Source organism: Streptomyces sp. MMS24-W38 (assembly GCF_059889265.1).
This window is the reverse complement of record NZ_JCBCPP010000001.1, coordinates 3,163,898-3,182,860: the sequence shown is the minus strand read 5'-3', so window position 1 is coordinate 3,182,860 and position 18,963 is coordinate 3,163,898. Positions and strand designations below refer to the sequence as shown.

The following is an 18,963-nucleotide window of genomic DNA, read 5'->3' as shown; positions in this document are numbered from 1 at the left end:
AGCGTGAGCGGAGCCACGGGCACCGGGCCGACCGGTACCAATACGGGCACGGACGGCGGTGGCCGTGGCTCTGCCACGCGGGCGACAGATCCGCACACGACCAACCTGAAAGCGATCAAGTCGCCCGGCAAGGACTCGCCTTCGTCCGACAGACATGGATCCCAGGGGGGGACTGTGACGGACACCCGAGGTCATCAGCAGAGCACGCCCGGACAGGGCGCCGCTGCTCATACGACCTCACCGCTGCCGGGGGAACGGCAGCAGCAGCAGGCGGGGCCTTACCACCCGCCGCAGGCCTACCAGGCGCAGGCCGGTACGGCAGAGGGTCCGGGCGGCGCGGTACGCCGCCCGCGCACCGGGGCGCGCACCACACCGCGCGTGCGCAAGGCGCGCCTGCGGGTGGCCAGGGCCGACCCCTGGTCGGTGATGAAGGTCAGCTTCCTGCTCTCCATCGCCCTGGGCATCTGCACGATCGTCGCGTCCGCGGTGCTGTGGATGGTCATGGACGCGATGGGCGTCTTCTCGACGGTCGGCGGCACGATCTCCGAGGCGACGGGCTCCAACGAGTCGAACGGCTTCGACCTCCAGTCGTTCCTGTCGCTGCCCAACGTGCTGTTGTTCACGACGATCATCGCGGTCATTGACGTCGTCCTGGCAACGGCTCTGGCGACCCTCGGCGCGTTCATCTACAACCTCTCCGCAGGCTTCGTGGGCGGTGTCGAGCTCACGCTGGCCGAGGACGAGTGAGCGGCGCCCGGCGGCTTCCCGGCCTGCTCTGACGGTCCCCCGGCAACCGATTTTGGGACTGCCCGGGTCGTGCGCTAATCTTCAGGAGTCAGCGCGCGGAACACATACCGCAGAGCGCGGCGGGGCTATAGCTCAGTTGGTTAGAGCGCATCCCTGATAAGGATGAGGCCACAGGTTCAAATCCTGTTAGCCCCACATCGTCATGAGACCCTCGGCCATTGCGGCCGGGGGTCTTTTGCGTCCGCCTCGGCCTGCTTCGCCTCGGCCTGCCGGCCCTCACCTCGTCCCACCCGGTCTGCTCCATGCCCTTGCGCGGGGTGTGAGCGCTGGTGTGGGAGGGGTGGGGTTCCGCTTCCTCCGATCCCGTTCGCCGGTGGGGCGGGGTGCGGTGGCGGCCGGGCCCTGACGTGTTCGGTGGTGAGGGCATGGGGAAGGCCCGGTTGCCCGTTGCCGGGCAACCGGGCCTTTCGCGTGCCGTCGGGGCTGTACGCGAGTTCGCCGGGACTTCGGGGGAGCCGGAGACGGCACGGGTGGGGTGTGATGGGGCAGCGGGCCTCCATGGGCCCGGAGGCTCAGCGCTGGAGCGGGAGGTGGCCGGTGCGGGGCGCCGCGGGGGATGTGGTGTCGTCGGAGCAGGGGGTGGAGGCCGGGTCAGGGGCCGGGTTCGCGAGCGGGCGATGGCGGCACCTGGGGGATCCTCCGTGGGCCTCCGCGCGGATGCGCTGTTTCATCGTGGGGGGCAGGGCCCTCGTATGGGACCAGGGCCGGACGGACGCGGTCGGCGTCGTCACGTCCGGGGCGCTCTTGCTGTTGCGGGTCGTCTCGGTCTGGGATACCGCCGCGGCGGAGGCGGTCGTGGTGATGAGTCCGAGCGCCGTGCACAGCGCGAGGAAGGCGGTGACGATGGCGGTCCACAGCTTCATGACCTTGTTCCGGGCCATGGCCCCTCACTTTCGGGTCGGGCGATTTGCGTACTTTCCTCATCATGTGTATGTGGGCCGCGAAGTGGTGGACCGACGTCCGTGGCGCGTCGATGTTCAGATGAACACCACCCGGATGGTCGCAAGAGGGGAGAAAAGTGAAAGAGTGCGGAGGGATGCGGTCAAATTCACCGACTGTGTGAGTGCGGTCACCCTCTGGCACAGGTCGGTGTGCTCCGCTCCTACTGCACAGTAAAGATGGGGAGTTGCACGGCCGACACAGGTCACTGATCGGTATCGGTCGGTGTGTATAGTCGGGCGCCAGAGGTCCCCTACGTCAAGAAAGACGAGGTCGCGCGGTGAAGAAGCTTCTCCTGGTCGCACTGGCCGCCATCGGCGGGCTCCTCGTGTACCGCCAGATCCAGGCGGATCGCGCCGAGCAGGATCTGTGGACGGAGGCGACTGACTCCGTGCCCACGGGTTCGTGAGTACCGACATACGACGCTGAACAGACCCCGGCCGCGCTCGCGGTCGGGGTTTTGTGTGTCGTGGGGCCTTGTTGACGGGCCTTGTCCGCGGGGCAGGATGGGGCGGTGCGACGTCCGGGCGACGACGAGGGGTGGCGCGTGAGGGGACGGCGGTGTATGGCGTGGGGGCGGCGCGCCCGGGCGGGGCGTGGTCGGGCGCCGGCTGCCCTGCGCGCGAGTGTGGTGACGCTCGCGTCGGTGATGCTGCTGGGGGCGCCGGGTGTGTCCGCGTGGCCGGAGGCGGTCGCCGCCGGGGCCGCCGAGACGGTTTCCCGGGCTTTTGGGAACGCCGGGGCCCCCGAGGCCTTCCGCGCTGCTTCCGGGGCTCCTGGAGCCTCTGAGGGGTATGCCTTCACCGAGGGCGCGCAACGGATCGACGGGGCGGGGAGCACCGCCGACGCCGTACGGCTGGAAGCCGGTCGGACCTACCGGAGCACTCTTCCGGAGAGCGGCAGGATCCACTACCGCCTGGAACTCGACGCCGGCTCGAACGTCTACGTCTCCGCCACCGCCGTCCCCCCGGGCCGTGGCAGCGCCGCCGTCATCGACGGCGTCAAGGTGTCCGTGCAGGACGCGGACGGCCGCTCCTGTGACGTGGACACCGCGACCTTCGGTGCCGCCGCCAGCCCGCACCCGGTCGCCGCGTCGGCCGTGCGCGAGATCTCCCCCAGGAAATCCCTCTGCCAGGACGCCGGTACGTACTACGTGACCGTCGAACGCGCCGATCCGGACGGAAAGGGCGCCTCCCCCGACGCCTGGGAGCTGGAACTCACCACCGCGTCGGAACCGCGGCTGGAGCGGGCCGGAGCGACGGCCGCGCCCGAGGAGTGGAACTCCGCCTCGCCCCGGCCCGTCACCGGGGAGGCCCAACGGCGCGCGGGCGGCCGTGGTTTCGCCGAGGCCACCCCGCTCAAGGAGGGAGTCTGGCGGGACGACATCCGGCCCGGCCAAACGCTCTTCTACAAGGTTCCCGTCGACTGGGGGCGGCAGTTCCACGCCACCGCCGAACTGGGCAGTTCGAGCTCAGAGGGTACCGGGTTCGTCCCCGCCGCCCTGGACCTGGACCTCTACAACCCCGTACGCGGGCACGTCGCGGACGTGGGCGTCGGCTACGACGGCAGACAGAAGACGGGCAGCCTCCCCCCGCTCCCCCACGTCGCGTACGCCAATCGCCATGCCACCGGCGCCCAGGTCGGCGCGATGCGCTTCGCAGGCTCCTACTACCTCGTCGCACACCTCACGGCGGAGGTGGCGGACGACTTCGGGGACGGACCCGTCCCGCTGACGCTGCGGGTGCGGGTCAGCGGTGCGGCACAGGACGGGCCGGAGTACGCGGGGGAGTCCGCCCCGGCGGACATCTTCGCGGTCACCGCGCAGGACCGCGAGGCGGCGACTCGGGGCCGGTCCACGGGTGACGACACCGCGATGACGGCGCTCGCGGTGGGCGGTATCGGAACCGGCAGCGCACTGCTGGTGGGACTCGCTGTGTGGACGATGGCCGCTCGACGAAGAACCGCTTCCCAGGACGATCCGGGCATCAGATCCGCGTGAGGGCCCAGAACCCCACGGCATAGCAGGCCAGTGCCAGGAGCAGGAGAGGGACGGCCACCCGTGCGGGAGGGCCGGGGCGGTGCCGTCGCCGTCGCCGACCGGTCGCCCCGTGCCGTGAAACCGCCTTGTCCGAAGACGGAACCTGCGGGACGCGGGCGGTGTACTCGGCAGTGGAGGCATCGGCGCGATGCGACGCGGAGCCGGGATACGCCGACGGCGGGAACGACGGCGGGAACGACGGTGGGAACAGGGGGGAGCGCGGCGGGTGAGTGCCGTCGGGCGGGGACACGGGGTCGGCGTGGGCCACCTGCTGTGCGCCGTGAGAAGGCTGGGACGGTGTCCGGCGCTGGGACTGTGCCCGGGCGTGCACCTGTCCCGGTACCCGTCCCTGTCCCTGACTCGGTGGGGTGTGCGCATGGGGCGGTCGAGCGGGCGCGGGGGAGGACGTGACCGTGGCCTGGGGCGGTGGCAGGTGAAAGCTGCCGGTGTCCGACATCGAGGGCTGTAGCGGCGGGGCGGACGGTGCCGGGCCGGTGCCGGCGACACCGGTCGCGGTGGACCGGCTCGCGGGAACCGGGCGGCCGGTCCCACCGCCGTGGGGGGAGGTGCCGCCGTGGCCCGGGTCGGAACGGGAGGGGTAGTCGCCACGCCCGGAGGTCTCGAGCAGAGCGCCTGCCGCTCCGGCCTCGGGCGGGCGCTCCGTCTCCCCGCCCTCCGGGTGCTGTCCCGCCCCTCCCGGACGGCTCGGGGCCGAGCGCACGCCCGAAGCCGCCTTCAGCGGGCCTTCGGGGCCGAAACCTGGGGGGAGCGGGCCGAGCTGGTCGAAGATCTCGATCAACTCGTCGTCGGGACCGGGCGCCGGGAGGAGCTCCCTGGCCGCGGCCAGGGCCTTGCGCGCCCCCGCGGCCGTACGGAACCGGGCCTGCGGGTCCGGCTGCAGCAGGGTGGCCACGACCTGCCACAGCGGGTCGGGGATGCCCTGGGGAGCCCCGGGCGTGCCGTGCTCGGCGAAGTGCTGGATGAGCGCCTTGGCGTCCGGTTTGGCGCCCTCCAGCAGATACAGCGCGACCAGGCCCACCGCGAACAGGTCCGCGGGGAAGTCCGGTTCGGAGCCCATCAGCTGCTCCGGCGCGAGATAGCCGGGCGTGCCCACCACCAGGTCGGTCTCGGTCAGGCGCGGTTCACCGAGCCGCATGGCGATACCGAAGTCGGACACCCGCAGACGTGGTCTGCCCGTACCGGTGGCTTCCAGGAGCAGGTTGGCGGGCTTGATGTCGCGGTGCACGACGCCTTCCGTGTGCACCGCGGTGAGCCCCGCCAGCAGCTGGTCGAGCAGGGTACTGACGAACGCCGGCGGCAGGGGTCCGTAGTCGCCGATGAGGTGGACCAGTGAGCCGCCGGCGACCAGGTCCATGGTGAACAGGACCTTGTCGTCGTCGGCGGCCCAGCTGCTGGGGGCGAGCACATGGGGGTGGTCGATCCGCAGGGCCTGCTCGCGCACGAAACGGAGCAGGGAGTGGGCGTCGCTCTGCAGCAGGACCTTGGCCGCCACATAGCGGCGACGGCGGTGGTCCCAGGCACGCCAGACGGCACCGACACCCCCGCGCCCGATCGGGTCGACCAGTTCGTACCGGCCGGCAAAGACCTCACCCATGGCTGTGCGTCGCTCCTCCCCCAGCGGGATCTCCCCTCGCCCTACTTCTTTGCTTACCCCTTCTGCCCCTGCCTCTACTGCGGCCGGGGGATCAGTTCTGGTGGGACTGGTAGTGCGCGACCGCGTCGGAGGTGCGGCCGGCGCCGTAGACCCGGAGGAACTCTGCCAGCTCGGGGTGGGTCGGGGCGAGGGCGTCGGCGGCGTCGATGATGTCGCCGGCAGCGGCCACCGAACGCAGTAGTGACTGGATCTCCCGCACCACCCGCTTGACCGTGGGCGCGCCCGAACCGCTCGTCGTCTGCGTGGTGTTGCTGAGCACCGAACCCCCCTGAGACTTCTTGATCTCCTCCATGCGCTCGGTCGCCTCGGCCGCGCTGACACTGCCGTCCGCGACCTGGCCCGCCAGGTCCTGCAGCAGCTGCACCCGCTGGACCACCGCGGGGTTGCCGATCTTCGCCCGCTGACCGCTCATCAGCTGCGACAGCATCGGTGCGGACAGCCCCAGTACCCCAGCGAGACGAGCCTGGTTGAGGCCGAGGTCGTCTATGAGCTTACGGAAGAGCGTCCCCAGCGGCTCCCCGTACCAGTTCCGCTGCAGTTCCCGCGCTCTTGCGGTGGCTTCCTGCTGTGCGGCGTCCATTGCGTCTCCCCATCGCTTCCCCAAGAACCGTGGTTCGCTGTAGCGAACCACGCCGAGCATCTTACGGAGAGTGGTTGGTCACGGGGAGCCCCAATCTTTTTGCGGAACCCCCCGGGGGACCCGGTACTCTTGTTTCCGGCGCCCACCCGGATGTGCTTGTTCCTGGTGGACGCTTCACACGCGGGGCCTTAGCTCAGTTGGTAGAGCGCTGTCTTTGCATGGCAGATGTCAGGGGTTCGACTCCCCTAGGCTCCACTCCAGGTCACAGGCCTTTTCAGGGGTCCTCCCACGGGAGGGCCCCGGGGTCGCAGTACACATTCAGTACACATGCTCAGTGATCTTCCCTCGTTGCCATGTAGCGGCTGACGACCGTTGCCACGTCCCGCAGAGCGTCCCGGTGGGCGCGCTCGCGGTCCAGGCGGTCGGCCACCTCGTCCAGCCGGTCGGGGAACAGATGCCCGTAGGTGTCCAGCGTCATCGCCGCGGACTTGTGCCCGAGCATCGTCTGTACGACCTTCACGTCCGCGCCGCTCGCGATGCTCAGCGACGCTGCGGTGTGCCGCAGCTTGTGCGGGGTCACGCCGGCGCCTGCCAATCCCGCGGCCTTCACAGCCGGGTTGAACACGCGGGTACGGAAGTTGTCCCCGTACAGCGGTCCTCCCCCAGGGGCCGTGAACAGCAGCTGCTCCGCGGTGCGGTCCTTGGTGACCTCCCCCAGCTCGAGGGCCAGTGACCGCAGGATCGGAACCTTCCGACGCTCGTGCGTCTTCGGCATGCCGAGAATCAAGCCGCCGCGCGTCTTCTTGTAGGCCTGCCGCACCGCGAGTCGCCGCGCGCTGATGTCGACGGCGCCGACGGTCACGGCGGACACCTCACCCCAGCGCAGGCCTGTGTAGGCGAGCAGCAGGACGAGCAGCCGGTACTCATCGGCGGCCTCCGCGATCCGGTCGACCTGGGCGTGCGTGAGGTAGACGTGATCCTTCGGGACCGGGCGGGGGAGCGGGACGCCGGCCGCCGGGTTCGCGGCGATGCGCTTCGCCCGGACCGCATGCCCGAGCACGAGGGACAGCACCAGGTGGACCTTCTGGATACGGCCGGGGCCAACCTTGCGGCAGCCGTGGGAGCCCTCCGCGAGGTGACCCACCCACTCGGCAATGTCCTCCCATTCGATACGGCGGACCTGGTAGTCGCCCCACCGCGGGTCGACGTGCACGCGCCACGTGTCCAGGTACGTCTCCCGGGTGGTCGGTTCCAGGCCGCCCAGGGTGCCCTTCCACTTCTCGTAGACGTCCCGCAGCGTCGCCTTCCCAGCGGAGGCGTCTCGGTACGAGCCATCCCGCATCCGGGCCTCAACCTCGTGCACGTGGTTCTCAGCTTCGGGCAGCTTCGCGAACGTCGCCGACTTCGGCATGCCGTCCGGGCCGTACCAGCGGACCCGCCAACGGCCGGGCGGCTGGCGCTTGCTGCCAGCCTTCTTCGCGGCCTTCCACCGCTCGATGGCCGTCTGGTATTCGGCGTGCTTCGCGCGGTCCTCGATCCAGACCCTAGCCATCGTCCCCCCCGCCCTCTCGCTTGAACCGGTAGCGGTTGGTGGTCCCCTCCACGCGCTCGATCCCAGCTGTGCGCTTCAGCCGGTCGCCGAGGTTGCGATCCGCACCGCCCGCCTCTTCCTCGTCCTCCAGGTCGACGAGCCAGTGTGGACGGCCGTAGAGGCGGTAAAGCATGTGTGCTTGGTACGCCGCGTGCCCGGATGCCGGATCGTCCAGTGTGGCGCGACCGTCCACCCACTCCCATGCCTTGAGCGCGGGAACCGCGCGGCTGCGGCCCGTGATCTCGATCTCCGCAAGCGGCTCGGTGTCCACCGGTAGCAGCAGCCCCGACGGCGCAACGTTCAGCGCGACCGCGAGGGCGATGAGGTCGCCGACGTCCACCCGGCGCTCCCCTCGCTCGATCTTCGCGAGGGCGGACGGGGAGACAGGCCGGCCTCCGTCCTTCAGCTTCTTGGCCAGTTCATACGTCGACCAGCCGCGCGATTCGCGGACGCGGCGCACGTTCGCAGCGACGGTGAGGCCGCTCGGGTCAGTGATCCGGGTGGGGGTGCGTGAGGGCTGCGTCATGGCGCTCAGCTTAGGCGCCGGACGAATCTTCAACCGTCCCGGTTGGTCTGCTAGTGTCCTTGGCATGCGTCGACTGTAGACGCATTTGAGTCTCTAATCAACTCATGCGAGGTGGAAAGTGGCAGACGTAAGGCTGACCCCCCGGCAGTTGGCGGAGGAGCTGGGCGTGAGCACGCGCACCCTGGCCAACTGGCGTTGGTCGGGTATCGGCCCGCGCTACACGAAGCTGGGGGACGGACGCGCCGCGCGCGTCCGCTACCGGCGCACGGACGTCGACGCGTGGCTGACGGCGCGGGAGTGCGGGGACGCGGCATGACGACCGAAAAGACGAACGCCCCCGCGGCAACGGGGGCGAACGAGGAAGACCAGCTGATGACCGGGTCTTCCGACACCGTAGCGCAACAGCGGGCCGCCGACACGCCTCTCGACGGCGCCCTGTGGCTCGTCCGCCACGGCTTCGCCGTCTTCCCCACCGACCATCCCGGCCTTGACCGGTGCGCGGGCATCGGGCAGGGCCACGACCCGGTCACCTGCACCGACCGGGGCAAGCACCCGTGCGTGCCCTTCACCCGCGCGCACACCCTCGACGAGGACCAGGTCCGCCGCACGTTCGGGGAACGGCTCCGTAACGTCGGCGTGGCTATCGGCGCCGTCGACGGCCCGGACGGCGCCCGCCTCCTGGTCGTCGACTCTGACCGCCCGGGAGCCCTTGAGGACGCCGCCGGCGCCTTTGGCCACCGGCACACGCCGACGATGCGCGTCACCACGGCGAAGGGGCACCACGACTACTACTGGGTGCCCGGCAGTCTCCAGCTCGGCAACGGGCTCGGTGCCCTGCGCGGCAAGTTCGACGGGGACGTGCGCGGCCCGCGCGGGTACGTCATCGGCCCCGGCTCCGTCCACGCCACCGGCGTGATGTACGAACTCGTCGACCCCGAGCAGCCGCCCGTGCCCGCCCCCGCCTGGCTGCTCACCGCCCTACAAGCACCGGCCACCCCGCCCATACCGCGGCCCGCCGGCGCCCCGCCCCGCGAGGGCGGCGGCGCCCTCGTCGGCCTGGTGCGCTCCGTCCTCAACGCCCGGCAGGGCAACCGAAACAGCTGCCTGTACTGGGCAGCCTGCCGCGCCTTCGAGCACGCCAGGAAAGCGCAGCTCGACGCGCGCGCGGTCGCCGGCGCCCTGGCCGACGCGGCCACCCACGCAGGACTCACCGAGGCGGAGGCGCGCACGACGATCGCCTCCGCCTACCGATCGGCCGGAGGCACCCCTTGAACGAGCACGACCAGGCCGAGGCGATCTTGCGCAACGCTGGGATCACGCTGGACGAGCCGCAGCCTGCCCGGTCCCTGCGGATCACCCGCGCCTCGGACATCGAGCCGGAGCCTGTGGTGTGGGCGTGGCTCGACGAGGGCGAGGGCCGCATCCCCGCCGGCACCCTGACCGTCGCCGCCGGACGCGAGGGCACCGGCAAGTCGTCGTTCGGCATGTGGATGGCCGCGCAGATCACCCGCGGCACCCTGCCCGGCAACTTCCACGGCCGCCCCCGCGCCGTCTTCTACGTGGCCATTGAGGACTCGTGGAAGCAGACCATCGTGCCCCGGCTCATCGGGGCCGGCGCGAACCTCGACCTCGTGTACCGCGTCGAAGCGGTCGAAGCCGAGTACGGCGAGACGACGCTGAGCCTGCCGCAGGACAACAGCCTGATGGAGAAGGCCATCGCAGAGCATGACGTCGCCCTGGTCGTCCTCGACCCGCTCATGTCGTGCATCGGCAAGGGCATCGACACCCACCGCGAGCGGGACGTGCGCACCGCCCTGGACCCGCTCGCCCGCATGGCCGACCGCACCGGCGCTGTCCTGCTCGGCATCGCCCACTTCAACAAGGGCTCCGGCACCGACCCGGCGTCGCTCATCACCGGCTCGGGCGCGTTCAAGAACGTGCCCCGGGCCGTGTTCGGGTTCGCCCGCGACGACGACAACGACTGTCGGGTGATGACCCAGGCGAAGAACAGCCTCGGGCGCGCGGACCTGCCCTCGCTCTCCTACAACATCCTGTCCACCGAGGTGCCCACCCGCACCGGCATCGCCTACGTCGGACGGTTCGTGTTCACCGGCCAGTCGTCCCGCTCCGTGGACGAGATCCTCGCCGCCGGATACGAGACCGACCGCGGCGAGCGTGACGACGCTGCCGAGTGGCTGCGCGGCTACCTGATGGACCAGGGCGGCGAGGCACCGGCGAAGGACGTGAAGAAGGCCGCAGCCGCCGACGACATCTCAGAACGGACGCTGCAGCGCGCCATGCGAAAGGCCGGTGTCGTATCCGCCCGAGCCGGGTTCGGCAAGGGCGCCGTCTGGCGTATCGAGGCACTGACCACCGACACGCAGAGTGACGCCGGTTCGGGAGTCGCGCCACAGTCGCGCCATTCGCGCCAACCCTCAGACCCTGGCGCGAATGGCGCGACTGATGGCGCCAATGGCGCGGACGACAAACCGGCATCACAGAACGTGACCGGCGAAACGGCGCGCTGCACCGTGTGCAGTGACCCGCTCGACCCCTTGCACGCTGCCAACGGAGAGACCACCTGCCCCTCTTGCTTCGACCCGCTCGACCGAGCCTGACACGGAAGGAACGCCATGCCCGAGGAGATCCCCGAGGAGACACCGGCCACCGGCCGCAGGGTGCCCCTGCGGTTCATCAACGACGCCGGACAGCACACCGTCCGCACCAACACCGACCGCACCGAGCACGGGGAGGGCGACCCCGAGTCGTGGGCGAGCCTGCCCGCGGACACCGTCGACCAGTGGGACGCCACGTGCTGGCTCCCCCTGGACACGGCCGGAGAGGCCGGCCGCCCCGAGCTGCTCCCCATCCCCCTTCACCCGGGAGGCACCCCGTGAACGACATGACCCCCGAGCAGGAAGCCGAGTTGCTCCAGGGCCGCGCGGACGCCGCAGGCCTCGCCCTCGCGTGGGCCGACAACCCCGACGGCGCACAAGCCATGCTCGCCACCGTGACGTTCGGGGAGGCCGCCCGGCTGCTGATCTCCCTGTGCGGCACCGTTGCCGACATGGTCCGCATCGGGGACAAGGCCACGGCCGGTGGGCACGTCCAGCCGTCCGCGCGCGAGCAGTTGGCCGCGCTCATTGAAGCCGCCCATCAGGGCGTGCGAGACTGATCACGAGCCCCTGACGGGCAGGTCCGCCGCCACCTTCGGTGTCCGCGTAGACCGCCGTCAGGGGGGCTCAGCCCCACGACGCGAAGTCGTGTGAGGCCGCCGCTGCCAGGCATCCGCCGGCCGCCGCGAAGCCCTCAACGCCGCCCCGTGGTGGAGACACGTCACTCCACACCGAGGCCGCACGCCGCGGCCAGAACGGACCATCATGACGCTGCGCGAAAAGCTCCAGGCACTGCTGAAGGAAGCGGCGGACATCGTCGCCAAGGCCAAGGAAGAGAACCGGGACTTCACCCAGGCCGAGATGACCCGCATCAACGAGCTGAAGGCCGAGACCGACGTTGTCGCGGCGAAGGTGAAAGCCGCCGACGATGCCCAGGAACTGGCTGCCAAGCACGCCGGGAAGCGGGACGCAGGACAGATGAAGGCCGAACAGCCCGACGGCCTGGCCCGCGCCTTCACCGACGCCATCACCCAGCGCGGCATGACCCACGGAGAGAAGGCGCTGCTCCCCACCTCCGGGTCGGTCATGCTGCCCGTCGACATCGGCACCGTCGTCCTGCCCTACGCCTCCAACGGGCTCGCCCAGGTCATCAGCAGTCAGGAGATGACCGGGGGCGACGCCTTCACCTACATGCGGCAGACGGCCCGCACCCACAACGCGGCCACCGTCCCCCGGGGGGCCCAAAAGCCCACCTCCCCCTACTCCCTGGAGAGGGTCCCCGGGCAGGTCATGACCCTGGCCCACCTCTCCGAGGAGATCCCCAAGCAGTGGCTGGCAGACATGCCCGCCCTCCAGGACTTCCTCCGCTCCGAGATGACCGCCGGCCTCCAGCTCGAAGCGCACTCGGTCATCCTCAACGGCGGCACCGCCGAGGACGGCACCGCGGTCGCCGGACTGCTCGGCACCACGGGCGTCCGCTCGCAGGCCTACGTCACCAACCCGCTCATCACCACGCGCAAGGTGCTCACCACGCTGCAGCTCGCCGGAGAGAAGCCGACCGCGTGGGTCTTCAACCCGAACGACTGGGAGACCATCGAGCTGCTGCGCAACGAGCAGGACCAGCCCGAACTGTCCGGCACACCGTCCGGCCGCGCCCCGCTCCAACTGTGGAGCGTGCCCGTCGTCCTGGACGCCGGCATGGAAGCCGGAACCGGACTCGTCGGCGACTGGTCCACCGTCACCCTGCTCACCCGACAGGGCGTCAAAATGGACTGGTCCGAGGCCGGACCCCTGTTCGAGAAGAACCTCGTGAAGTTCCGCGCTGAGGCGCGCATCGGCGTCGCGTTCAAGCGGCCCGGGGCGCTCGCCACCGTCGACCTGACGGCCTGACCGCGGCCTCCCCTACCCCTCGTCGGGGGCGACGACGAACGTGCCCTTGTTCGGCAGGGTGACGACCAGGCCGCGCTCCCGGAGTTCCTGGACGGCCCGCCGGGCGGTGCCCGGGGCGACGCCGTACTGAGCGCCCATGTCCCGCTCGTTCGGCAGGCGCGCCCCGTGCGGGAGCCGGCCGGATCGGATCTCGGCTTCCACTTCGTTGGCGACGCGCACGTAGACGTAGACGAACGGGTCTTCGCTCATGCTCCGGAACGTAGGGCGGCACCCCGTGACAGGCACCCGTAGGTGGCACCGTATGGCCGTATGGGGTGCCATGTGGTGGCCTATAGCGGTACCGTCCGACCAGCGAAAACCCCCGCGGCTGCCGGGCCCGGGGGTATGGCCACCGCTACGAGGGAGCGACGACATGGACGAGAGTACGCGCAGACCGAGCCCACCACGGACACCCCCGCCACCCCTACGGCGTTCGGCTGGTGCCACTGGCATCACGCCCACTCCGACGGCGTGCGGCTGATCGACGTCATCGAGCAGGGGACCGGCGCGGGCATCACCACCTACGCCTGCGAGCCGTGCCGCAGCGTCCACGGCCTGGTGCCGTTCGCGGACCGGCCGTGAGCGCGGCGAGTCGGCGCTCACCGAACCCTGCGGCGGCAGGCACCTACCGGGAAGGGCCCGCGGGACTGGCCTACCGGGCGCTGCTGGAGCACACGCAGCAGTGCGAGCAGTGCGTGGACGACGTCCGCGGGTGCGGGACGGGGCGGGCACTGGTGCGCACCCTGCGGGAGGCCGCGCGCGGGAAATGAGACTCCGGTCCGGCCGCTGAAGCTCCCCCCGGGCGGCGGCCGGGCCGGGCAACGCAACGGCCCCTGTCCTCGAGGACAGGGGCCGTTGCCGTGGGCGGGGTCAGATGCAGGGGAAGTGCGACGGCGGGTAGTGGCCGGCGCAGTTAGCGCAGTAGTTCAGCGGCTTCTGCTCGTAGCCGAGGACGGCGAGGATGCGGCGGATCATGCCTGGTTCACCTCCCCCTCGACGAAGTGGATATGGGTGTGGTTGGGCCGGTCGGGGGGCGACGTCTTGTAGATCAACATCCCCTTCTGGGTTTCAGAAGGGGTCACGCTCACGAAGTCGTGACCTGCGCATTCACTGCAAGAGGGGCGGTCCTCCCCCGGTGGGGGAGGGGCGGACGAATCGGACACAGGGCGGCGGGCGGCCCGCCACACCGCCGTCACGCCGACCGCCCACACGGTGAGCACACCGGCCTCCGAGGAGAGCGCGAAGACGACCGCCAGGGCGGCCCCGCCGAGGACGGCCAGCACGCAGGCGCCGGCCGTCCTCGACGGCTCGGGCGCTGTCACAGCGCACCGAACAGGACGGCGCCGACCCAGTTGACGGCCTGGGCGAGCGGGACCGCGGCGAAGCCCGCGATCCCGGCCGACGTGCCGAGGGTGATCCCGCACCAGGCGCCGAGCTTGATCGCGCTCCCGTGGCGGGACTTCTTCACGAGGGCGACCATCACCGCGGTGAGGATGAGGACGACCGCCCCGCCGGTCTGCGTGAGAGGCAGGTAGACCGTGCCGCCCGCCCGCTGCCCGGCGTCCGCGCCGACGCCCCAGACGAGGGCGACGTCGCCGAGCCAGTTGGAGATCCACAGGGCGGTGTCTGCCGTCCAGCCGATCAGGCCGCCGATGCCGAGGACGGTCAGGCAGCCGTAGGCCCAGGCGAACAGGAACGGGGCGAGGACGGCCGCATGCTTCGCGGGGTCCTTGGTGAGCTGCTTGGTGCCGGGCCACCAGGTGGTGAGGTAGTAGCCGAGGATGCACAGGCCGACGGTCACGCCGCCGATGGTGACGATCTGCATGACGGGGTCCTTCAGCGGGTGATGGCCACGGCGAGCGCGGCGAAGGTGAGCACGAGGGCGCAGGTGCCGGTGATCGGGGGCACGGTGCGGGCGTCGACCAGGGCGAGGCCGAGCAGGGCCGCGAGGGCGGCGAGCGCGAAGACGACGGCGAGGATCATCCGTCCGTCGCCTGCCTGGCGCGGGCAGCTGCTTGGGCCTGCCAGTGGCGGCGCACGCCTTCCGCGGTCTGGTAGATCGCGAAGCGGGCAACGTCCTCGGGCCGCGCACGGAATGCGGCGGTGAGCACGTTGAGGTCCTGGCGCAGCTGCAGCCCGTCGGGGAGCAGCAGACCGGCCGCAACCGGCGGCGCAGGCTCGGGCTCGGCGGCGGGCGTCGGCGGGGGCGTCTCCGTCAGGTCCCTGCGCACGGTGTCGCGGGAAACGCCCAGCTCAGCGGCGATTTCGGCCGGGCTCATGCCGCGGTCGGTGAGGTGCGCGACGATGATGCGGCGGGTCGCACGGGACAGCGCAGCCATCACGCATCACCCCCGCGGCTGTCGCGTGCGTTCAGGCGGGCGTCGTCCAGGTCGACGCTCATGCAGTCGAGGGCGTCCGCGTAGGCGCGCAGCCGGTCGGCGAACTCGTGCGCCTGGTCCGGGCCCATGTCCTCGCTGGCCGACGAGACGCCCATGACGGGCTCCCGGAGGATGCTGCTGAACGGGGCGTGCGTGATCTGGGCGGACAGCATGGTCTCGCCGCCGCCGGGGGCGAGGAAGACCAGTTCCTCCCCCCGGTGCGTGAAGTCGGGCGCGAACGTCCCGCGGGTCTTCTCGTCGGCGTGGTCGGAGACGCACCACTCGGGGCAGGTGACCGTGAGGGTGGCGCCGGGGGCGTCGAGGAGGCGGATCACGTGCACCCGCTCGCCCTCGTTGACCTGCGGCGCATCAACGCGCATCAGGTCCGCATCAGCGGATGCGGGGGAAGGGCCGTCCCAGGCCTGGGCGAAGGCGTCGCGGTGGTCGCCGTTGTGGCCGGCGGGGAGTATGCAGGGGAGGCGGCGGCGACCGGGGCCGGGACGCTCCCAGCCGGTGCGGCGGGCGCCGCACGGGGGCGCGGTGGGCTGTACGTTGTGCTGCATGGCTCGGGTTCCTTGCTGGTGAAGGGTCCGGCCGTAGGCCCCGTGGTCGGTGGTAGGACACCGCCCGGGGCCGCCCCGTTCTCGTACACATTCCGTACACGTGAGAACAGGATGAGCCGGGATTACTTGGGATCTAGCGGGATGCCAAATCCGCAGGTCAACCGGCCTGTGACTGGATTCATGCAGGTAGCAGAGCTACCCCAAACGCCTTTGCATGGCAGATGTCAGGGGTTCGACTCCCCTAGGCTCCACAAGGAAACCCCTCCCACCTGCGGAAAGCAGGTGGGAGGGGTTCTTTCTCAGTAGCTCCGGGAGCCCGGCGTCACGGCTCCAGGGAACCTTCGGGGCCCTGGCTTCAGGGCCGGGGTTCCGGGCCCACCGGGCTGTTTCACGTGAAACAGCCCGGTGCGGCAGAAGACGCTGAAGTCTCCCGCCTCACCAGGCTGTTGGTACCGCAGACGATGGATGTCGCAGACCGACGGCACCGGGATCTTTCGACGCCGCCCGAGCGTCAGGACTGCTCGTCGCGCTTGGCGGCCTCCTCCTCGGCCTCCTTCGCCCGGACCTCGGGATCGAGGCTGGAGCCGCGGCTGCCGTCCACGGACGACAGCGCGCCCGGCTCCCCGACATCGGTCGCGGCCGGCGGTTCCACCAGCCAGTCCGGGTTGGCCTGCTTGTCCCACCACTTCCAGGCGGCGAACGCACCGCCGACGACGGCACCCAGGACCACGAGCACCTTCGCGGCCCGGCCGGCCTTCGCGCGCCGCCGCTGCTTGCGGACGAGTTTCTGGATCTGTTTGGCCGAGACCTGACCGCGCAGTGCGGCCAGTACCGCCGCACTGCGAGCCGCGGCCTCGTCCCGCGCCGGACCGGCGGCGGCCTTGGCCTGCTCGATCCTCGGCCGGGAGTAGTCCGCCGCCTGCTGGGCAGCCTTGCGGGTCCGGACAGCGGCCTCGTGAGCAGCCAGATCGACCTTCGGGGGCACATGGCTCCGAGCCTGCTCCAGATACGGCTGCACATGGGCGCCGTACTGGACACGGGCCTGCCCCGCGGCCTGGGTCATCTTGGGCGCCAGCCGTACGCGCGCCTCCTGTGCGTAGTGCGCGGCCTTCACCTTGGCCGTGTCGGCGTAGGGCGCCACCACTTCCGCGGCATGCAGCACGCTGTCCTTCGCCGAATCAGTCGCGGCGCGCACGCTATCGATGCGGGTCACGGTTCCTCCTCCTCGGTGGCGTACGTTTTTCGACTGTCCACCCATTGACGGATCATGCCTTCCGCCTCGCCGCCGGGCATGTGCGGAGGGGCATACGGGTGCCGATGGCACTGATCGAGTGCAATAGCGGATGAATACGGGAGAACGGGAGCTTGTCGTCGACAATGCCACGGATCTTTCCCGAGTGCCCCCCTCACGGAAGGACTCACCCGGTTTTCTGCAAGTGGTTCGGCCCTGTCGCCCTCCTGTGAACGGGCGACCGGACGCCCCGTCCGTGCGAGGATCGGGGAGTTACGGAAAGACAACGGAAGGCACATCGTGGCTGATCAGCTCTACGCCACCCTGAAGACCAACAACGGCGACATCGAGGTCCGGCTCTTCCCGAACCAGGCGCCGATCACCGTCAAGAACTTCGTCGAGCTCGCCAAGGGCGAGCGGGAGTGGACCCACCCGGAGACGGGCGCCAAGTCCACGGACAAGCTCTACGACGGCACGGTCTTCCACCGGGTGATCAGCGGCTTCATGATCCAGGGCGGTGACCCGCTGGGCAACGGCACCGGCGGTCCCGGCTACCAGTTCGAGGACGAGTTCCACCCGGACCTGCGCTTCGACAAGCCCTACCTGCTGGCCATGGCCAACGCGGGTCCGGGCACCAACGGCTCGCAGTTCTTCATCACCGTCTCCCCGACGGCGTGGCTGAACCGCAAGCACACCATCTTCGGCGAGGTCACCGACGCCGCGAGCCAGAAGGTGATCGACACCATCGCGGCCACGCAGACCAACCCCCGGACCGACCGTCCGGTCAACGACGTCGTCATCGAGTCGGTCGAGATCCGCGAGGGCTGAGGACGCCGCAAGGGCCGAGTACGGCCCTGCCCTCAGGAGCGCGGAAAGCCCCAAGAGGGAACCAATCGCCCCGCTCATCCGTAAGGATGGGCGGGGCGGGGCTTTTCCACACGACCTAGGGGATCCCATGGACGACCAGGCTGTAGGACGCCCGCAGGACGCCCGCGGTGTCCCGGTCTGCTATCGCCACCCGGACCGCGAGACTGGCGTTCGCTGCACCCGCTGCGAACGTCCGATCTGCCCCGAGTGCATGGTCAGCGCCTCGGTCGGTTTCCAGTGCCCCGAATGCGTCCGCGGGAGAGGCCCGGGCGCGGGGCACGCGCCCGCCGCCTCGATGCCCCGCACGATCGCCGGCGGCACCGTCGCCGGGGACCCCCGGCTGATCACCAAGATCCTGCTCGGGATCAACATCGCGGTGTTCATCGCGGTGCATGTCTGGTCGCCGCTGCTGGACCACCTTGTGCTGATCGGGGCCTGGCCGCCGCTCAGCCCCGTCGAGGGCGTCGCCGAGGGCCAGTGGTACCGCCTGGTCACCTCGATGTTCACACACGAGGCGATCTGGCACATCGCCTTCAACATGCTCGCTCTGTGGTGGCTCGGCGGTCCGCTCGAGCAGGCCCTCGGCCGGGCCCGTTACCTCGCGCTGTACCTGATCTCGGGCCTGGCGGGTGGTGCGCTGACCTATCTGCTGGTCCCGGGGACCACGGCCTCGCTCGGTGCCTCCGGTGCCATTTTCGGGCTGTTCGGTGCGATGGCCGTTCTGGTGCGCCGGCTCAATTACGACATACGGCCGATCATCGCCCTGCTGGTGATCAACCTGGTCTTCACCTTCAGCCCGGGATTCAACATCGCCTGGCAGGCCCATATCGGAGGGCTCGTCGCCGGTGTGGTGATCGGGTACGCCATGGTCCACGCCTCGCGCGAGCGGCGGGATCTGATCCAGTATGGAACCTGTGCACTGGTACTTGCCGTGATCGTGTTGATGACCCTGCTGAGGACGGCCCAGCTCGCCTGAGCACCGGTTGTCCACAGTCTGTGCCGGATCTTGTGCACAGTGTGCAGGAACATCTGTGCCCGCTGTCACTGACCCGTGTTTCCGCAGGTCAGCGATGCGCGAACGTGCTTTCGATTGCTGGTGCTTCTGTCACACCGGAGTCAATCTCCGACAGGTTATCCACAGATCGTCGTTTCTTTTCCCCATGCTGTGGACATGCCTGTGGATAACTCGGTGGACAGTCCTGCCCAGAGCTGGTGGACAACTCT

The 18,963-nt window shown here is 70.3% G+C and carries 25 protein-coding genes and 2 tRNA genes; 15 read left to right on the top strand and 12 right to left on the bottom strand.

The window, feature by feature from the left end; genetic code table 11:
* The first annotated feature begins 3 nt into the window (after positions 1-3).
* Positions 4-747 carry a DUF3566 domain-containing protein gene (locus tag AC6F7H_RS13305; RefSeq protein ID WP_500757225.1) on the top strand — a complete coding sequence of 248 codons (744 nt, stop codon included), beginning with the start codon at positions 4-6 and terminating at the stop codon, positions 745-747.
* 121 nt (positions 748-868) lie between these two features.
* A tRNA-Ile gene (locus AC6F7H_RS13300) sits at positions 869-942 on the top strand.
* Between the two features lie 377 nt (positions 943-1,319).
* Here AC6F7H_RS13300 and AC6F7H_RS13295 read toward each other — a convergent pair.
* Positions 1,320-1,688, bottom strand: coding sequence for a DUF6344 domain-containing protein (locus AC6F7H_RS13295; RefSeq protein WP_500757224.1), 369 nt, complete (start codon positions 1,686-1,688; stop codon positions 1,320-1,322).
* A gap of 338 nt (positions 1,689-2,026) precedes the next feature.
* Here AC6F7H_RS13295 and AC6F7H_RS13290 point away from each other — a divergent pair, with 338 nt between their 5' ends.
* Together AC6F7H_RS13290 and AC6F7H_RS13285 are read left to right on the top strand one after the other, a co-directional pair.
* A complete protein-coding gene (locus AC6F7H_RS13290) occupies positions 2,027-2,155 on the top strand; it encodes a DLW-39 family protein (RefSeq protein WP_003999697.1) in 129 nt (42 codons plus the stop codon).
* Between the two features lie 222 nt (positions 2,156-2,377).
* Positions 2,378-3,745, top strand: coding sequence for a hypothetical protein (locus AC6F7H_RS13285; RefSeq protein ID WP_500761792.1), 1,368 nt, complete (start codon positions 2,378-2,380; stop codon positions 3,743-3,745).
* On the opposite strand, the gene AC6F7H_RS13280 is transcribed toward AC6F7H_RS13285, so the two are convergent.
* Both AC6F7H_RS13280 and AC6F7H_RS13275 read right to left on the bottom strand, forming a co-directional pair.
* Positions 3,732-5,399, bottom strand: coding sequence for a protein kinase domain-containing protein (locus AC6F7H_RS13280; protein WP_500757223.1), 1,668 nt, complete (start codon positions 5,397-5,399; stop codon positions 3,732-3,734). The genes AC6F7H_RS13285 and AC6F7H_RS13280 overlap by 14 nt on opposite strands.
* A gap of 91 nt (positions 5,400-5,490) precedes the next feature.
* The gene (locus AC6F7H_RS13275) at positions 5,491-6,039 is read right to left on the bottom strand and encodes a helix-turn-helix domain-containing protein (RefSeq protein ID WP_500757222.1); all 549 of its coding nucleotides are present in this window, start codon (positions 6,037-6,039) and stop codon (positions 5,491-5,493) included.
* Positions 6,040-6,221: 182 nt separating this feature from the next.
* On the opposite strand from AC6F7H_RS13275, the gene AC6F7H_RS13270 reads away from it, so the two are divergent.
* Positions 6,222-6,294: transfer RNA gene (locus AC6F7H_RS13270), tRNA-Ala, on the top strand.
* A gap of 76 nt (positions 6,295-6,370) precedes the next feature.
* Here the strand turns inward: AC6F7H_RS13270 and AC6F7H_RS13265 are convergent.
* Entirely contained in the window at positions 6,371-7,591 is a 1,221-nt protein-coding gene (locus AC6F7H_RS13265; protein ID WP_500757221.1) for a tyrosine-type recombinase/integrase, read from the bottom strand.
* Positions 7,584-8,156 carry a helix-turn-helix domain-containing protein gene (locus AC6F7H_RS13260; RefSeq protein ID WP_500757220.1) on the bottom strand — a complete coding sequence of 191 codons (573 nt, stop codon included), beginning with the start codon at positions 8,154-8,156 and terminating at the stop codon, positions 7,584-7,586. The genes AC6F7H_RS13265 and AC6F7H_RS13260 overlap by 8 nt, the downstream gene beginning before the upstream one ends.
* Positions 8,157-8,274: 118 nt before the next feature.
* Between AC6F7H_RS13260 and AC6F7H_RS13255 the strand changes: the two genes are divergently transcribed.
* The 6 genes from AC6F7H_RS13255 to AC6F7H_RS13230 all read left to right on the top strand — a co-directional run bounded on the left by AC6F7H_RS13255 (position 8,275) and on the right by AC6F7H_RS13230 (position 12,661).
* Positions 8,275-8,472: a helix-turn-helix transcriptional regulator gene (locus AC6F7H_RS13255; protein ID WP_406355038.1), complete on the top strand. Its 198-nt coding sequence runs from the start codon at positions 8,275-8,277 to the stop codon at positions 8,470-8,472.
* On the top strand, positions 8,469-9,428 hold the full coding sequence (locus AC6F7H_RS13250) for a bifunctional DNA primase/polymerase (RefSeq protein WP_500757219.1): 960 nt from the start codon (positions 8,469-8,471) through the stop codon (positions 9,426-9,428). The genes AC6F7H_RS13255 and AC6F7H_RS13250 overlap by 4 nt, the downstream gene beginning before the upstream one ends.
* Complete coding sequence (locus AC6F7H_RS13245) at positions 9,425-10,774, top strand: AAA family ATPase (protein WP_500757218.1); 1,350 nt, start codon at positions 9,425-9,427, stop codon at positions 10,772-10,774. The genes AC6F7H_RS13250 and AC6F7H_RS13245 overlap by 4 nt, the downstream gene beginning before the upstream one ends.
* Positions 10,775-10,789: 15 nt before the next feature.
* Positions 10,790-11,053, top strand: a complete 264-nt coding sequence (locus AC6F7H_RS13240; RefSeq protein WP_500757217.1) for a hypothetical protein — start codon at positions 10,790-10,792, stop codon at positions 11,051-11,053.
* A complete protein-coding gene (locus AC6F7H_RS13235; protein ID WP_500757216.1) occupies positions 11,050-11,331 on the top strand; it encodes a hypothetical protein in 282 nt (93 codons plus the stop codon). The genes AC6F7H_RS13240 and AC6F7H_RS13235 overlap by 4 nt, the downstream gene beginning before the upstream one ends.
* Before the next feature lie 205 nt (positions 11,332-11,536).
* Positions 11,537-12,661 carry a phage major capsid protein gene (locus AC6F7H_RS13230; RefSeq protein ID WP_500757215.1) on the top strand — a complete coding sequence of 375 codons (1,125 nt, stop codon included), beginning with the start codon at positions 11,537-11,539 and terminating at the stop codon, positions 12,659-12,661.
* A gap of 12 nt (positions 12,662-12,673) precedes the next feature.
* Here the strand turns inward: AC6F7H_RS13230 and AC6F7H_RS13225 are convergent, their stop codons facing one another.
* Positions 12,674-12,910 carry a GntR family transcriptional regulator gene (locus tag AC6F7H_RS13225; RefSeq protein WP_500757214.1) on the bottom strand — a complete coding sequence of 79 codons (237 nt, stop codon included), beginning with the start codon at positions 12,908-12,910 and terminating at the stop codon, positions 12,674-12,676.
* A 135-nt stretch (positions 12,911-13,045) separates the two neighbouring features.
* Between AC6F7H_RS13225 and AC6F7H_RS13220 the strand changes: the two genes are divergently transcribed.
* The gene (locus tag AC6F7H_RS13220) at positions 13,046-13,282 is read left to right on the top strand and encodes a hypothetical protein (RefSeq protein ID WP_500757213.1); all 237 of its coding nucleotides are present in this window, start codon (positions 13,046-13,048) and stop codon (positions 13,280-13,282) included.
* The gene (locus AC6F7H_RS13215; RefSeq protein ID WP_500757212.1) at positions 13,279-13,470 is read left to right on the top strand and encodes a hypothetical protein; all 192 of its coding nucleotides are present in this window, start codon (positions 13,279-13,281) and stop codon (positions 13,468-13,470) included. Before AC6F7H_RS13220 ends, AC6F7H_RS13215 begins: the two co-directional genes overlap by 4 nt.
* 201 nt (positions 13,471-13,671) lie before the next feature.
* Here the strand turns inward: AC6F7H_RS13215 and AC6F7H_RS13210 are convergent, their stop codons facing one another.
* From AC6F7H_RS13210 to AC6F7H_RS13185, 6 genes are all read right to left on the bottom strand, one after another.
* Positions 13,672-14,022 carry a hypothetical protein gene (locus AC6F7H_RS13210; RefSeq protein WP_406355025.1) on the bottom strand — a complete coding sequence of 117 codons (351 nt, stop codon included), beginning with the start codon at positions 14,020-14,022 and terminating at the stop codon, positions 13,672-13,674.
* Complete coding sequence (locus AC6F7H_RS13205; RefSeq protein WP_500757211.1) at positions 14,019-14,525, bottom strand: hypothetical protein; 507 nt, start codon at positions 14,523-14,525, stop codon at positions 14,019-14,021. Before AC6F7H_RS13205 ends, AC6F7H_RS13210 begins: the two co-directional genes overlap by 4 nt.
* A gap of 11 nt (positions 14,526-14,536) precedes the next feature.
* Positions 14,537-14,683 carry a hypothetical protein gene (locus AC6F7H_RS13200; protein ID WP_500757210.1) on the bottom strand — a complete coding sequence of 49 codons (147 nt, stop codon included), beginning with the start codon at positions 14,681-14,683 and terminating at the stop codon, positions 14,537-14,539.
* Positions 14,680-15,039 (bottom strand): winged helix-turn-helix domain-containing protein, encoded by a 360-nt coding sequence (locus tag AC6F7H_RS13195; protein WP_500757209.1) that lies wholly within the window; start codon positions 15,037-15,039, stop codon positions 14,680-14,682. Before AC6F7H_RS13195 ends, AC6F7H_RS13200 begins: the two co-directional genes overlap by 4 nt.
* Positions 15,039-15,641: a DUF6907 domain-containing protein gene (locus tag AC6F7H_RS13190; protein WP_500757208.1), complete on the bottom strand. Its 603-nt coding sequence runs from the start codon at positions 15,639-15,641 to the stop codon at positions 15,039-15,041. The genes AC6F7H_RS13195 and AC6F7H_RS13190 overlap by 1 nt, the downstream gene beginning before the upstream one ends.
* A gap of 511 nt (positions 15,642-16,152) precedes the next feature.
* Complete coding sequence (locus AC6F7H_RS13185) at positions 16,153-16,854, bottom strand: DUF5324 family protein (RefSeq protein WP_500757207.1); 702 nt, start codon at positions 16,852-16,854, stop codon at positions 16,153-16,155.
* Positions 16,855-17,172: 318 nt separating this feature from the next.
* On the opposite strand from AC6F7H_RS13185, the gene AC6F7H_RS13180 reads away from it, so the two are divergent.
* Together AC6F7H_RS13180 and AC6F7H_RS13175 are read left to right on the top strand one after the other, a co-directional pair.
* Entirely contained in the window at positions 17,173-17,700 is a 528-nt protein-coding gene (locus tag AC6F7H_RS13180) for a peptidylprolyl isomerase (protein WP_109376611.1), read from the top strand.
* Between the two features lie 127 nt (positions 17,701-17,827).
* Positions 17,828-18,715 (top strand): rhomboid family intramembrane serine protease, encoded by an 888-nt coding sequence (locus AC6F7H_RS13175; protein WP_500757206.1) that lies wholly within the window; start codon positions 17,828-17,830, stop codon positions 18,713-18,715.
* Positions 18,716-18,963: the final 248 nt, after the last annotated feature.